The sequence below is a fragment of the Streptomyces sp. NPDC040610 genome (genome assembly GCF_055594065.1).
The window spans coordinates 479,502-491,819 of the sequence record NZ_JBVIXA010000001.1 but is presented as its reverse complement, the minus strand read 5'-3'; the positions used below and the strand labels follow the sequence as shown (position 1 = coordinate 491,819).

The 12,318-nt window shown below is 71.1% G+C and carries 13 protein-coding genes; 6 read left to right on the top strand and 7 right to left on the bottom strand.

What is annotated here, in order from left to right; genetic code table 11:
* Positions 1-66: 66 nt before the first annotated feature.
* The 4 genes from ACZ6AA_RS02350 to ACZ6AA_RS02335 all read right to left on the bottom strand — a co-directional run bounded on the left by ACZ6AA_RS02350 (position 67) and on the right by ACZ6AA_RS02335 (position 4,179).
* Positions 67-804, bottom strand: a complete 738-nt coding sequence (locus tag ACZ6AA_RS02350) for a hypothetical protein (protein WP_471455794.1) — start codon at positions 802-804, stop codon at positions 67-69.
* A 114-nt stretch (positions 805-918) separates the two neighbouring features.
* Entirely contained in the window at positions 919-1,422 is a 504-nt protein-coding gene (locus tag ACZ6AA_RS02345) for a hypothetical protein (RefSeq protein ID WP_468451010.1), read from the bottom strand.
* A 174-nt stretch (positions 1,423-1,596) separates the two neighbouring features.
* Positions 1,597-2,331, bottom strand: coding sequence for a DUF4328 domain-containing protein (locus tag ACZ6AA_RS02340; RefSeq protein WP_468451008.1), 735 nt, complete (start codon positions 2,329-2,331; stop codon positions 1,597-1,599).
* Positions 2,332-2,559: 228 nt separating this feature from the next.
* The gene (locus tag ACZ6AA_RS02335) at positions 2,560-4,179 is read right to left on the bottom strand and encodes a beta-N-acetylhexosaminidase (RefSeq protein ID WP_471455790.1); all 1,620 of its coding nucleotides are present in this window, start codon (positions 4,177-4,179) and stop codon (positions 2,560-2,562) included.
* 264 nt (positions 4,180-4,443) lie between these two features.
* On the opposite strand from ACZ6AA_RS02335, the gene ACZ6AA_RS02330 reads away from it, so the two are divergent.
* The 6 genes from ACZ6AA_RS02330 to ACZ6AA_RS02305 all read left to right on the top strand — a co-directional run bounded on the left by ACZ6AA_RS02330 (position 4,444) and on the right by ACZ6AA_RS02305 (position 9,411).
* Positions 4,444-5,064, top strand: coding sequence for a 2-oxo-4-hydroxy-4-carboxy-5-ureidoimidazoline decarboxylase (locus tag ACZ6AA_RS02330; protein WP_471456594.1), 621 nt, complete (start codon positions 4,444-4,446; stop codon positions 5,062-5,064).
* A 148-nt stretch (positions 5,065-5,212) separates the two neighbouring features.
* Entirely contained in the window at positions 5,213-5,593 is a 381-nt protein-coding gene (sdhC, locus tag ACZ6AA_RS02325; RefSeq protein WP_078619514.1) for a succinate dehydrogenase, cytochrome b556 subunit, read from the top strand.
* 8 nt (positions 5,594-5,601) lie between these two features.
* Positions 5,602-6,096 (top strand): succinate dehydrogenase hydrophobic membrane anchor subunit, encoded by a 495-nt coding sequence (locus ACZ6AA_RS02320; protein ID WP_087885611.1) that lies wholly within the window; start codon positions 5,602-5,604, stop codon positions 6,094-6,096.
* Between the two features lie 23 nt (positions 6,097-6,119).
* Positions 6,120-7,874, top strand: coding sequence for a succinate dehydrogenase flavoprotein subunit (gene sdhA, locus ACZ6AA_RS02315; protein ID WP_468451006.1), 1,755 nt, complete (start codon positions 6,120-6,122; stop codon positions 7,872-7,874).
* Entirely contained in the window at positions 7,874-8,635 is a 762-nt protein-coding gene (locus ACZ6AA_RS02310; RefSeq protein ID WP_468451004.1) for a succinate dehydrogenase iron-sulfur subunit, read from the top strand. The genes sdhA and ACZ6AA_RS02310 overlap by 1 nt, the downstream gene beginning before the upstream one ends.
* 152 nt (positions 8,636-8,787) lie before the next feature.
* Complete coding sequence (locus ACZ6AA_RS02305; protein WP_468451002.1) at positions 8,788-9,411, top strand: Uma2 family endonuclease; 624 nt, start codon at positions 8,788-8,790, stop codon at positions 9,409-9,411.
* A gap of 3 nt (positions 9,412-9,414) precedes the next feature.
* Here the strand turns inward: ACZ6AA_RS02305 and narI are convergent, their stop codons facing one another.
* From narI to narH, 3 genes are read right to left on the bottom strand one after another with little or no spacing between them, the layout of a single operon-like run.
* Positions 9,415-10,140 carry a respiratory nitrate reductase subunit gamma gene (gene narI / locus ACZ6AA_RS02300; protein WP_471455787.1) on the bottom strand — a complete coding sequence of 242 codons (726 nt, stop codon included), beginning with the start codon at positions 10,138-10,140 and terminating at the stop codon, positions 9,415-9,417.
* Positions 10,140-10,688: a nitrate reductase molybdenum cofactor assembly chaperone gene (gene narJ, locus ACZ6AA_RS02295; RefSeq protein WP_468480434.1), complete on the bottom strand. Its 549-nt coding sequence runs from the start codon at positions 10,686-10,688 to the stop codon at positions 10,140-10,142. The genes narI and narJ overlap by 1 nt, the downstream gene beginning before the upstream one ends.
* Positions 10,685-12,316 carry a nitrate reductase subunit beta gene (gene narH, locus ACZ6AA_RS02290; RefSeq protein ID WP_471455784.1) on the bottom strand — a complete coding sequence of 544 codons (1,632 nt, stop codon included), beginning with the start codon at positions 12,314-12,316 and terminating at the stop codon, positions 10,685-10,687. The genes narJ and narH overlap by 4 nt, the downstream gene beginning before the upstream one ends.
* Between the last annotated feature and the right edge of the window lie 2 nt (positions 12,317-12,318).

Genomic DNA, 12,318 nt, shown 5'->3' with positions numbered 1-12,318 from the left:
ACCCGCGCGCTGCCCCGTCCGCTTACCGGCACGCGGGGCGCGTCCGCGCCGCCCGCCGGACAGGCCCTAGTCCGACCCCGACCCCGACGGCCCGACCCCCGACCGCCGCGACCGCGACACCACCGCCCGCAGCACCCGCCGCCCCTCGGTCGACACGTCGAGCACCTGGCGCAGTCCGCCGCCGGTGCCCGCGCGGCCGCCGAGCAGCTCAAGGACCCTTACCTGGCGCCGGAGTTCGGCGGCGACGAGCGGTGACACGCCGTCGTTCCCGGCGTCCAGGAGCCGGTGGATCTGCAGGGCGGCGGCCGAGCAGCCGTCGGCCCAGGCGCGCAGGGAGTCGGCCGAGCGGGCGGCGGGGACGGCGTCGAGCATGCGCCGGGCGAGGGCGACGGCATCGGAGTCGGCGCCGGAGTCGGCATCGGAGTCGGCATCGGACGCAACAGCCGCACCAGCCCTGCCGGGCCCACTGGAACCACTGGACCCACCAGCCCCAGCACCCCCGCCAGGAGCACCGGCCCCGAGCACCCCCCGCACCTCCCCCAACGCCCCTTCCCACGCCGTGCCGTCGGCGAGGCTCACCCACAGGGGGCGCAGGACCTGGTCGTCGTCGCCGAGCAGCGGCAGGCAGCGGTCGAGGCAGCCGAGGCCGCTGGCGGCCAGGGCGGTCTCGTCGGCCAGGGCGATGAGGTCGACCAGGCTCGGCTGGCCGGTATCCGACGCTCCGGCGGCGCGGAGCGCGCTATCCGGCCATGCGTCGCCCGCCCGCACCCACGGGTCTGAACTGGACAAAGGGCTCGTACTCATGACGTACGCCGTCTCCTGTCGCGGACTGGGCACCTCCGCATGCCCCACTTGCCCTTACTGCGTGCGGAGGCTCAGTAACGTCACAGCGGCCGGAATTCGACGCTGCGGGACAGGCTACTGCGGGAACACCCCGAGCCGGTCGAGAAACCTGAAGAACAGTTCCTCCGCGGACGGTTCGGGGTCCGCGGTGAGGACGTCGAGGAGCGCGGCGGGCCGTGCGGTGCGGCCCGACTCGGCGGCCCAGGCGACGGCGCGCTCGGCGGCGTCGCGCGGCTCCAGGAAGTAGTCCTCGACGGTCAGTTCGTCCTCGCCGAGGTACCCGGCCATCGCCTCGCGGGCCAGGCACGTCGTCCACGCGCCGCTCTCCGGCGCCGCCGCCTCGACGACCACGCAGTCGCTGTCCAGGACATACCCGAAGAGCGCGGGCGCCGCCGTCTCCCGGGCGAGCGCGTTCATGTTGCCGACGTCCACCGAGCCGTCGCCCGGGCACTCCCAGACCTGCCAGCCGTCGGGCCGCGCCTCGAGGAGCGTGAGCCGGTCACGTACGCCCGCCACCGCTTCGAACTCCCCGAGCGGCCGCGCGCTCCTGCCCACGACGTAGTACCCCCAGTAGCCCATCTCCGTGCCCCCGTTGTGCTCGAACCGTTGTTTCCGGCTTCTGGCCGAATACACCACAGGGCGCGTGTGTGCGCCACCGAAAGCACGGATCAGCCACAGCACGCACGGATGATCCACGCGTTCGGGCACGGATGACGCGCGCGCCGGGGCACGGCGCCGCCCCGTCGGACAGTCCTAGTCGCGGGGGCCCCATCCCGAGCGCGCCAGCGCGTCCTGCATCGCGGTGAGACGGCGCACGAAGAGCATCGCGACAATGGCGGCGGCGATGTTGATGAGGTCGGAGGCCATCAGGGAGACGACGGCCTGCTGGACCTTCTCGGGCTCCTCGGCGGCGCGGTACTGGCGCGAGGCGATCTGCCCGAAGATGCCGGTCGTGAGCCACAGCGTCCACCAGGCGTTGAGGAGCGTGCGCCGCTTGGTCTCCTGGCCCGCGCCCGGCAGCCAGCGCTCGCCGGAGCTGGCGTCCCAGATGTCGACGGCGATCCGGCGCGGGATCCACAGGTTCGCGATCGGCACGAACCAGCCGCCGATCGCCCAGCCCCGTGTCTTCCTGTGCCCGTCCGGCGCGAACACGTCGGCGTTCGCGCGCACCCGGTGGAACCAGCACAGGAAGAGGACGACGGCACCGAGCATCGCCGCGCCCTGGAGGATCCCGGAGACGCCGTAGAGCGTGTCGGCCCGGTCGAGGCGGTCCTCGGTGACGGTGCCGTAGTCCCCGTCGATCACATCGCTCACGACGCCGTGGACACCGCCGCCCGCCCACAGCGAGAAGAGGTCGGCGGCGATGCCCGCCCCGAGCACCGCCACCGTGGCGTTCGCGAGGCCCACGGGCGACTTCAGCCAGGCACCGGGCCCGTGGGTGGACGGCGGCGGCGGTGCCGAGGGCATGAGCGGTGGCGTGTACGACATGACGGAGCGGTCCCCCACGGGTCGAGACGGAATGAGCGCGTCGCGTGTGCGCGACGGAGCGAGGCCGCCGCCCACGCCCCTCCCCGGGCGTCGGCGCGGCACGACCGGCGCAATGTACGCGTCAACGACAGGGGTGTCCACCTGGGGATCATCAGGGACTTGACGGGCATTCACGACCAAGCGCGCGGGCCCGGGGCAGGGGCTCAGCGCGCGGGTTCAGGGCACGGCTCAGCGCGCGGGCTTCTCCACGTCCCCCGCGAGCCGCACGAACGCCTCCCACGGCCGCGTCGGCCCCCGCTCGTCCCACAGCTTCTGCGCCGTCGCCCGCAGCGGCAGCCGGACCCCGCGCGCCACCTGCTCCTGCGTCTGCGATCCGGCGAGGTCGCACCACACGGCGAAGGTGGCGCCGAGTATCCGGCGGTCGTAGGAGGCGGGGACGGGGCGGGTGCCGCGCAGGACCAGGGGGGTCCACTGCTCGTAGATGCGCTGCCCGGTGGGGTACTGGAAGTCTCTGGGCTCGCCGAGGACGTAATAGAGGTACTCGTCGTTGTAGTTGAGGACGTCACGGCCGTCGCGCAGGTACTCGACGGGCTCGCGGGCGCCGATCTCCTTGCCGGTCCAGTACGCGACCTCGACGCGGTCGTCGACGCGGGTGACGCCGCCGCGGAAGAACCCGTCGTTCCAGGCCCGCACCTCCCGCCCCGGGCCCACCGCCTTCGCGCGGTCGTTCAGCCACGCCGTCGCCAGGTCCTGGACGCGGGCGCCCGGGCCGACGCGGTCGCGCGCGGCGGCGGCGAGCTGCGGGTAGGAGGCCTCGGGGTCGCTCCGGGTCAGCGCCTGGTACTCGTCGGCGCCGAGGTGCCAGCGGGCGCCGGGGAACAGCTCGGCGTACTCGCGCAGCAGGTCGTCGACGATCTCGGCGGCCTTCGGCTTCGCTATGTCGACGGCACCCTGCGTGGCCGCGCCGCGGCTGTCGCGCAGTTGCAGGTCGGGGTGGGCGGCTATGACCGCGCCGAGGTGTCCGGGCGAGTCGATCTCCGGTACGACGGTGATGTGCCGCTCGGCCGCGAGGTCGACGATGCGGCGGACCTGCGCCTTGGTGAGGTGGTCGGCGGAGACGACCTCGGGGTGCGAGTCGGAGGCTATGCGGAAGGCCTGGTCGTCGGAGAAGTGCAGGCCCATCTCGTTGTACTTGAGGTCGCCCAGCTCCCGGATCCGGTCCTCGATCCACTCGGCGGAGAAGTGCTTGCGGGCGATGTCGACCATGAAGCCGCGGCGCGGCTTGGCGGGCCGGTCCCGCACGACGCCCTCCGGGGCGCTCCTGCCGCCCGCGACCTCCTGCTTGAGGGTGCGGGTGCCGTAGAAGACCCCGGCCTCGGCGGGCGCGGCGACGCGCACGGTGCGGTCCTCGACGGTGAGGGTGTAGGACTCGGGGCCGCCGCCCCGCCCCTCACCCCGGGACAGTTCGAGGCGCACGTCGCCCGCGCGCGGCTTCGCCCCGCCCGCGTACCGCAGCCGCAGCTCCCGGGCGAGCAGCCGCGCCTCGTCCGCGAGGACCCGGTCCCCGACGACGACCCGGCCGCCGTCGCCCGGCCGCCAGCCGGGGCCGCGGGCGGGGGTGTGCTCGCGGACGGCGGGGATGGTGGCGGGTGCCTTGGAGAGCGCGTACGACTTCGTGGGCGCGGGCGAGCGCGGGGCGGGCTCGGACGCCGTCGCCGTCCCTGCCGTGCGGCCCCCGTCACCGGAGCCGCCGCCCGTGCCGGATCCGTCGGGCCAGAACCCGACCGCGAGGGCCACCGCCCCCGCCGCGACGACCCCCGCGCCGACGGCGAGCCGCCCCCGGATCACGCCCCACCACCCACGGACACGCCCACCGACACGCCCACCGGGCAGGAAGCCGCGCCAGAACCCGCCGCCGGACCCACCGCACCAGAAGTCAGAGCCTCCATACCCCCCACGCTAAGCCCGCCCGGGCGCCGCCCGCTCGTCCACCCCACGAGGGCTCGCGCGTCCACCGATCAACCCCAAACTCTCCCATTCGGATGAAATCCGGGTGCCTCACGGACACCTCTCTCCCCACCCCGCTAGCGTTGCCCCAGACCTCGCGCCGGGATCCCACCCCCGCGCCGGGACCACCCGACACCCGCTGCTCTGTGCCGAGGAGCTCCCCTGCCGCCGCACCGCGCCATACCGGACGCCCTGAACGCCACGGGGCCCCAGGACGCCGAGCGCACCCTGCTGACCTGCTGCGGAAGCCGCCACTGGGCCCACCGCGTCGCCGCCCACCGGCCCTACCCCGACCTGGACGCGCTGCTCGCCGCCGCCGACGAGGCGGCCTACGACCTGACCCCCGACGACCTCGCCGAGGCCCTGGCCGCCGAACCCCTTGAGCCCTCGCTCCCGCCGGGCCCCGGCTACGAGGCCGCGGCCACCGCCCTGCGCGCCGCCACCGCCGCGTACGAGAGCCGCTTCGGTCACGCCTTCGTGGTCTGCCTCGACGCCGTCGCCCCCAGCGAATCCCTCGACCACCTGCTCGCCTCCATCCGCGCCCGCCTCGGCAACGACCCGGAGGAGGAGCGCGCCGTGGCCGCCGAGGAGCTGCGGCGCCTGGCCCGCGGCCGCCTCACCCGCCTGGTCCACGCCCAGGCCGCGCCGACCGTCGAGGACCACCCCGGGGCACCCCCGGCCCGACGCGGCGAACCCCACCGCGATAGCCCGTACGTACCAGTTTGATTGCCTGTTTGATCACACCAGCGGACCCCGGGCGGGGAAGCCGACAACTCGTCGATACGATGTCGAGCGGCCGGTGGACCGTACCCGGCCGGGCTCGTCCGACCGAGAAGCCGGCCGGCCCCAATCCCCGCTCCCGGAGGGTTCTTCCGTGCCGGCTGGAACGCTGTACCGCGGCCGGGAAGGCATGTGGTCATGGGTGGCTCATCGAGTCACCGGTGTCCTCATCTTCTTCTTCCTGTTCGTGCATGTCCTCGACACCGCTCTCGTCCGCGTCTCCCCGGAGGCGTACGACGAAGTCGTGGCCACCTACAAGACACCTCTCGTCGCGCTCCTGGAGTACGGCCTCGTCGCCGCGATCCTCTTCCACGCGCTCAACGGTCTGCGTGTCATCGCCGTCGACTTCTGGTCGAAGGGCCCCCGCTACCAGAAGCAGATGCTCTGGACCGTCGTGGGCATCTGGGTCGTGCTGATGGTCGGCGCGCTCTACCCGGTCCTCGGCCACGCCGTCCGTGAAGTATTCGGGAGCTGAGGCCAGACATGTCCACTGACACGACCGTAGAGAAGTCCGGCGGCTCCGGAGTCGGCCCCGTCGAGGACGTCTCGCTGTACGACGTCGACCACCCGGCCCCCCTCATCGAGGCGCCCCGCAAGCGCACCTCGAAGACCCCGCGCGCCACGCGCGGCAACTTCGAGATGGCCGCGTGGCTGTTCATGCGCCTGTCCGGCGTCGTCCTCGTCGTCCTCGTCATCACGCACCTGCTGATCCAGCTGGTCCTCGACGGCGGCGTGAGCAAGATCGGCTTCGCGTTCGTCGCCGGCCGCTGGGCCTCGCCGTTCTGGCAGGTCTGGGACCTGCTGATGCTGTGGCTCGCGATGCTGCACGGCGCGAACGGTCTGCGCACGGTCATCAACGACTACGCGGAGCGCCCGAACACGCGCCTGTGGCTGAAGGGCCTGCTGTACACCGCCACGGTGTTCACCATCCTGCTGGGCACGCTGGTGATCTTCACCTTCGACCCGAACATCCGCTAGGCACGGGGCTGAGGTAACCACCCATGAAGATCCACAAGTACGACACCGTCATCGTCGGCGCGGGCGGCGCCGGCATGCGCGCCGCCATCGAGGCGACGAAGCGCAGCCGCACCGCCGTGCTCACCAAGCTCTACCCCACGCGTTCCCACACGGGCGCGGCGCAGGGCGGCATGGCCGCCGCGCTCGCCAACGTGGAGGAGGACAACTGGGAGTGGCACACCTTCGACACGATCAAGGGCGGCGACTACCTGGTCGACCAGGACGCCGCCGAGATCCTGGCGAAGGAGGCCATCGACGCGGTCCTCGACCTCGAGAAGATGGGCCTGCCGTTCAACCGCACCCCGGACGGCACCATCGACCAGCGCCGCTTCGGCGGCCACTCCCGCAACCACGGCGAGGCCCCGGTGCGCCGGTCCTGCTACGCCGCGGACCGCACGGGCCACATGATCCTCCAGACCCTCTACCAGAACTGCGTCAAGGAGGGTGTGGAGTTCTTCAACGAGTTCTACGTCCTCGACCAGCTCATCGTGGAGGAGGACGGCGTCAAGAAGTCGGCGGGCGTCGTCGCGTACGAGCTGGCCACCGGCGAGATCCACATCTTCCAGGCGAAGGCCGTCGTGTACGCCTCCGGCGGCACCGGCAAGTTCTTCAAGGTGACGTCGAACGCGCACACCCTGACCGGTGACGGCCAGGCCGCCTGCTACCGCCGTGGGCTGCCGCTCGAGGACATGGAGTTCTTCCAGTTCCACCCGACCGGCATCTGGCGCATGGGCATCCTGCTCACGGAGGGCGCCCGCGGTGAGGGCGGCATCCTGCGCAACAAGGACGGCGAGCGCTTCATGGAGAAGTACGCGCCGGTCATGAAGGACCTCGCGTCCCGTGACGTCGTGTCCCGCTCCATCTACACGGAGATCCGTGAGGGCCGCGGCTGCGGTCCCGAGGGCGACCACGTCTACCTCGACCTCACGCACCTGCCGCCGGAGCAGCTCGACGCCAAGCTCCCGGACATCACCGAGTTCGCGCGCACCTACCTCGGCATCGAGCCCTACACGGACCCGATCCCGATCCAGCCGACCGCGCACTACGCCATGGGCGGCATCCCGACGAACGTCGAGGGCGAGGTCCTCAGCGACAACACGACGGTCGTCCCCGGCCTGTACGCGGCCGGCGAGGTCGCCTGTGTGTCCGTGCACGGCGCCAACCGCCTGGGCACGAACTCGCTCCTGGACATCAACGTCTTCGGCCGCCGCGCGGGCATCGCCGCCGCGGAGTACTCCGAGAAGGCCGACTTCGTCGAGCTGCCGGAGAACCCGGCGGAGCTCGTGGTCTCCCTGGTGGAGCAGCTGCGCGACTCCACGGGCACGGAGCGCGTCGCGGACATCCGCAAGGAGCTCCAGGAGACGATGGACGCCAACGTGATGGTGTTCCGTACGGAGCAGACCATCAAGACGGCCGTCGAGAAGATCGCCGAGCTGCGCGAGCGCTACAAGAACGTCTCGGTCCAGGACAAGGGCAAGCGCTTCAACACCGACCTCCTGGAGGCCATCGAGCTGGGCAACCTGCTCGACCTCGCCGAGGTCATGGCGGTCTCGGCCCTCGCCCGCAAGGAGTCCCGCGGCGGCCACTACCGCGAGGACTTCCCCAACCGCGACGACGTCAACTTCATGCGCCACACCATGGCGTACCGCGAGGTCGCCGACGACGGCAAGGACTCGATCCGCCTCGACTACAAGCCGGTCGTCCAGACCCGCTACCAGCCGATGGAGCGTAAGTACTGATGGCAACTCCGACGATGGACAAGGTCGAGGCGGACGCCGCGGCCTCGTCCCACCTCATCACCGTCACCTTCCGGATCCGCCGCTTCAACCCGGAGATCTCGGCGGACGCGGTCTGGGAAGACTTCCAGCTGGAGATCGACCCCAAGGAGCGGGTCCTCGACGGTCTGCACAAGATCAAGTGGGACCTGGACGGCACGCTGACGTTCCGCCGCTCCTGCGCGCACGGCATCTGCGGCTCGGACGCCATGCGCATCAACGGCAAGAACCGCCTTGCCTGCAAGACCCTGATCAAGGACATCAACCCGGCCAAGCCGATCACGGTCGAGCCCATCAAGGGCCTCACGGTCCTGAAGGACCTCGTCGTCGACATGGACCCGTTCTTCCAGGCCTACCGCGACGTGATGCCCTTCCTGGTCACCACGGGCAACGAGCCGACCCGGGAGCGCCTGCAGTCCGCCGAGGACCGCGAGCGCTTCGACGACACCACGAAGTGCATCCTGTGCGCCGCGTGCACGTCGTCCTGCCCGGTGTTCTGGAACGACGGCCAGTACTTCGGCCCGGCCGCGATCGTCAACGCGCACCGCTTCATCTTCGACTCGCGCGACGAGGCCGGTGAGCAGCGCCTGGAGATCCTGAACGACAAGGACGGCGTGTGGCGCTGCCGCACGACGTTCAACTGCACCGACGCGTGCCCGCGCGGCATCGAGGTCACGAAGGCGATCCAGGAGGTGAAGCGGGCGCTGATCACGCGCCGCTTCTAGCTTTTCGGCTCGGCCTGCGTGAGGGCCCCGCACCCGGTTTCCACACCGGGCGCGGGGCCCTCACTCGTTCTGGTGAACGATTCGGTTCCGGATGCCCGAGCCTGGTTCGTCCTACGATGATGCCCTCGACCCCAGCCCCTAGGAGGCACGCGATGTCCGCCGCCAGCGTCGAGCAGCCTTTCGAGGACGAGGAGCCGTTCTCCCTCACGGCAATCGCAGACGAGATCATGGAGCGCCATCCGGGCTACCGCGTCGAGATCATCGGAGGCCATCTCCTCGTGACCCCCTCACCGGATGTCCCGCATGCCCGCGCCCTGACCACGCTCATGCGCCCGTTCTTCGACGCCGGGCTGGACGACGTCGATGCCGAGGTCCTCCAGAACGTCGGGCTCTGGCTCCCCACCGGCACCGAGGACTACGCCATCCCCGATCTCGTGATCGTGGACGCCGACATCGACGACCACTTCGTCGAGAACAACGCCTACGACCCGGCCTGCTTCCGGCTCGTCCTGGAAGTCACCTCCAGCAACTGGAAGGACGACCTGAAGACCAAGGGCGCCGCCTACGCCGAGGCCAACGTCCCCGTATATGTCGTCGTCGACCGCAAGCACCAGCGCCTGCACGTCCTCACCGAACCCACCGACGGCGAGTACGCGAACCATCAAGTGCACGCCTCCGGCCAGGTGGTCGCCCTCCCCGACTCGATCGGCGTCAAAGTGTCGCTGGACGTGGCGGTGATCCTCAAAGCGGCCCAGCCCAAGCGGCGCACCGACTGAATCCTACGAATCCACCTTCTCCCACCCCCGCCGCTCCTTCCGTGTGCCCACCGCGTCCGTGGCGCGGCTCCGATACACCACATAAGGCCGGAACAGATACTGCACCGGCGCGCTGAACATGTGGATCAGGCGGGTGAAGGGGACCAGGGCGATCAGGAGCAGGCCGATGACCGCGTGGAGCTGGAAGGTCAGGGGGACGCCCGTCATCGCGTCGACGTCCGGCTGGAGCGTGACGATGCTGCGGGCCCACGGGGCGATGGATTCGCGGTAGTTGTAGCCCTCGCTCACCGAGGAGTTCGTGAGCTTGGCCCACATGCCCATGACGATCGCGGCCAGCAGCACCGCGTACATGAGCTTGTCGTTGCGGGTCGTCGCCCGGAAGACGGGCGCGTTCGTGCGCCTGCGGTAGAGGAGCAGGGCGATGCCCGCCACCGCGAGGACCCCGGCCGCCGTGCCGCCGTACAACGACAGCAGGTGGTATCCGTGCTCCTTCAGGCCGACCGCGTCCGTCCACGACTCCGGGATGAACAGGCCCATCACATGGCCGACGAGGACGAAGAGGATGCCGTAGTGGAAAGCGGGGGACGCGATGTTCAGGAGCTTCGACTCGTACACCTGTGAGGAACGCGTCGTCCAGCCGAACTTGTCGTAGCGGTAGCGCCAGACCGTGCCCGCGATCAGCAGGGTCAGGGCCACGTAGGGCAGGACCGCCCAGAGGAGGGTGTGCATCAGTCGACTCCGACCGTCTCGGTGGGCGGGCCCGAGCGGGCCAGGGCGCGGGCCTCGGCCCTGTCCTTGGGCGAGGGTCCCGGGAGGGTGCGGCAGACGGCGTCGAGGACCGAGGCGTAGGGGGTGCCGTTCTCGGTGAGGGCGATGCGGAGGAGTTCGAGGCCCGCGCGGTGGGCCAGGAGCAGGTCCGGGGAGCCGGTGGCTGCGGTGAATTCGAGGACCGTGGGGAGGTGGTCGGGGAGTTCCTCGCCGGTCGGCTCCAGGGCGTGCGCCCGGTAGGTCTCCTTGAAGGCGACCAGGGACGCGCCCCTGCGGCGGGTGTCGCCGTCCAGCCACCAGCTCAGGTACAGGCTGTGGCGGTTCTTGAAGTCGAAGGTGCGGACGTAGGTCTCGGCGAGCGCGGTCGGGGTCGAGGCCTCGGCGTGGTCCAGGAACGCGGTGAGCTGCGGGACGGCCGCGCGGACCAGGGGGAAGTGGGAGCGGGTCCGCTCGTCGGGGTAACAGAGGCAGTGCGCGGCGCCCTGGTACAGCGCGGCGTGCGCGGTCATCGGTCCCCCTCCCCCGGCTCCGGGGTGTCCGCGGTCTGGCGGCCGCGGGAGGCGTGGAAGTTCTCGATGGTGACCAGGGGCAGGCCGTTGTGGGTCCCCGAGTCGTCCCCGAAGGGCCCGGGCCCGCCCATCCCCGGTCCGCCCGCCGCGTCCAGGGAGCAGCCGTCCGGCACCGCCGACTCCTCCAGACGCCGCGCGTCCGCCATGGCCGCCGTCGGGATGACGTACCGCTCGTCGTACTTGGCGATGGCCAGGAGCCGGTACATGTCCTCGATCGCGGGGCCCGTCATGCCGACCGCCTCGACGGCCGAACCGTCCGGCGGGTCGCCCAGGTTGAGGCTGCGCATGTACGACCGCATCGCCGCGAGCCGCTCCAGGGCGGCCCGCACCGGCCCGACGTCCCCGGCCGTGAAGAGTTCCGCGAGGTATTCGAGGGGGATCCGCAGGGTGTCGATGGCGCCGAAGAGGTTGCCCGCGTCCTCCCCGTCGTGCCCGGTCCCGGCGAGGGCCTCCACGACCGGGGACAGCGGCGGGACGTACCAGACCATGGGCAGGGTGCGGTACTCCGGGTGCAGCGGGAGCGCGACGCGGTAGGTGCTGATCAGGGCGTGCACGGGTGAGCGCCGGGCGGCCTCGATCCAGTCGTGCGGGACGCCGTCGCGCTCGGCGGCGCGCCGCACGTCCGGGTCGCCGGGGTCGAGGAAGACGCCCAACTGGGCTTCGTACAGGTCCTGTTCGGAGGGCGTCGAGGCGGCCGCGGTGACCTTGTCGGCGTCGTAGAGGACCACGCCCAGATAGCGCAGGCGGCCCACGCACGTCTCGGAGCAGACCGTGGGCAGGCCCACTTCGAGGCGCGGGTAGCAGAGCGTGCACTTCTCGGCCTTGCCGGTGCGGTGGTTGAAGTAGACCTTCTTGTACGGGCAGCCCGTGACGCACTTGCGCCAGCCCCGGCAGCCGTCCTGGTCGACGAGGACGATGCCGTCCTCCGTCCGCTTGTACATCGCGCCGGACGGGCAGGACGCCACGCACGCCGGGTTCAGGCAGTGCTCGCAGATGCGCGGCAGGTAGAACATGAAGGTCTCTTCGAAGGTGGCGCGGATGTCGCGGGAGAGCCGGTCGGCGGTCCCCCGGGCCTGGTCGCGGGCCCGCTCGACCATCGGGTCGGCGTCGAGGCCCGGCGCGCCGCCGCCGAGGTTGTCGTCCCAGTTCGCGCTCCACTCGATCTTCATGGGCTTGCCGGTGAGCAGGGAGCGCGGCTCCGCGACCGGGTAGTCCTCGCCGAGGGGCGCGTCGGTGAGGTTCTTGTACTCGTACGTCCAGGGCTCGTAGTAGTCCTTGATCCCGGGCAGGACCGGGTTGGAGAAGATCGTGGCGAGGGCGTGGAAGCGGCCGCCCGCCTTGAGCTTGAGGGCGCCGCGCCGGTTCAGCTCCCAGCCGCCGCGCCACTTCTCCTGGTCCTCGTAGCGGCGCGGATAGCCCTGCCCCGGGCGGGTCTCGACGTTGTTGAACCAGACGTACTCCGTGCCGGAGCGGTTGGTCCAGGTCTGCTTGCAGGTGACCGAGCAGGTGTGGCAGCCGATGCACTTGTCGAGGTTCATGACCATCGCGATCTGTGCGAGTACCCGCATGG

Excerpts from the sequence above, each read along its gene's own strand:
- narH (WP_471455784.1), bottom strand. The coding sequence starts at position 12,316 with ATGCGGGTACTCGCACAGATCGCGATGGTCATGAACCTCGACAAGTGC.
- ACZ6AA_RS02310 (WP_468451004.1), top strand. The coding sequence starts at position 7,874 with ATGGCAACTCCGACGATGGACAAGGTCGAGGCGGACGCCGCGGCCTCG.
- narJ (WP_468480434.1), bottom strand. The coding sequence starts at position 10,688 with ATGACCGCGCACGCCGCGCTGTACCAGGGCGCCGCGCACTGCCTCTGT.
- ACZ6AA_RS02350 (WP_471455794.1), bottom strand. The coding sequence starts at position 804 with ATGAGTACGAGCCCTTTGTCCAGTTCAGACCCGTGGGTGCGGGCGGGC.
- ACZ6AA_RS02345 (WP_468451010.1), bottom strand. The coding sequence starts at position 1,422 with ATGGGCTACTGGGGGTACTACGTCGTGGGCAGGAGCGCGCGGCCGCTC.
- sdhA (WP_468451006.1), top strand. The coding sequence starts at position 6,120 with ATGAAGATCCACAAGTACGACACCGTCATCGTCGGCGCGGGCGGCGCC.
- ACZ6AA_RS02320 (WP_087885611.1), top strand. The coding sequence starts at position 5,602 with ATGTCCACTGACACGACCGTAGAGAAGTCCGGCGGCTCCGGAGTCGGC.
- narI (WP_471455787.1), bottom strand. The coding sequence starts at position 10,140 with ATGCACACCCTCCTCTGGGCGGTCCTGCCCTACGTGGCCCTGACCCTG.
- ACZ6AA_RS02305 (WP_468451002.1), top strand. The coding sequence starts at position 8,788 with ATGTCCGCCGCCAGCGTCGAGCAGCCTTTCGAGGACGAGGAGCCGTTC.
- ACZ6AA_RS02340 (WP_468451008.1), bottom strand. The coding sequence starts at position 2,331 with ATGTCGTACACGCCACCGCTCATGCCCTCGGCACCGCCGCCGCCGTCC.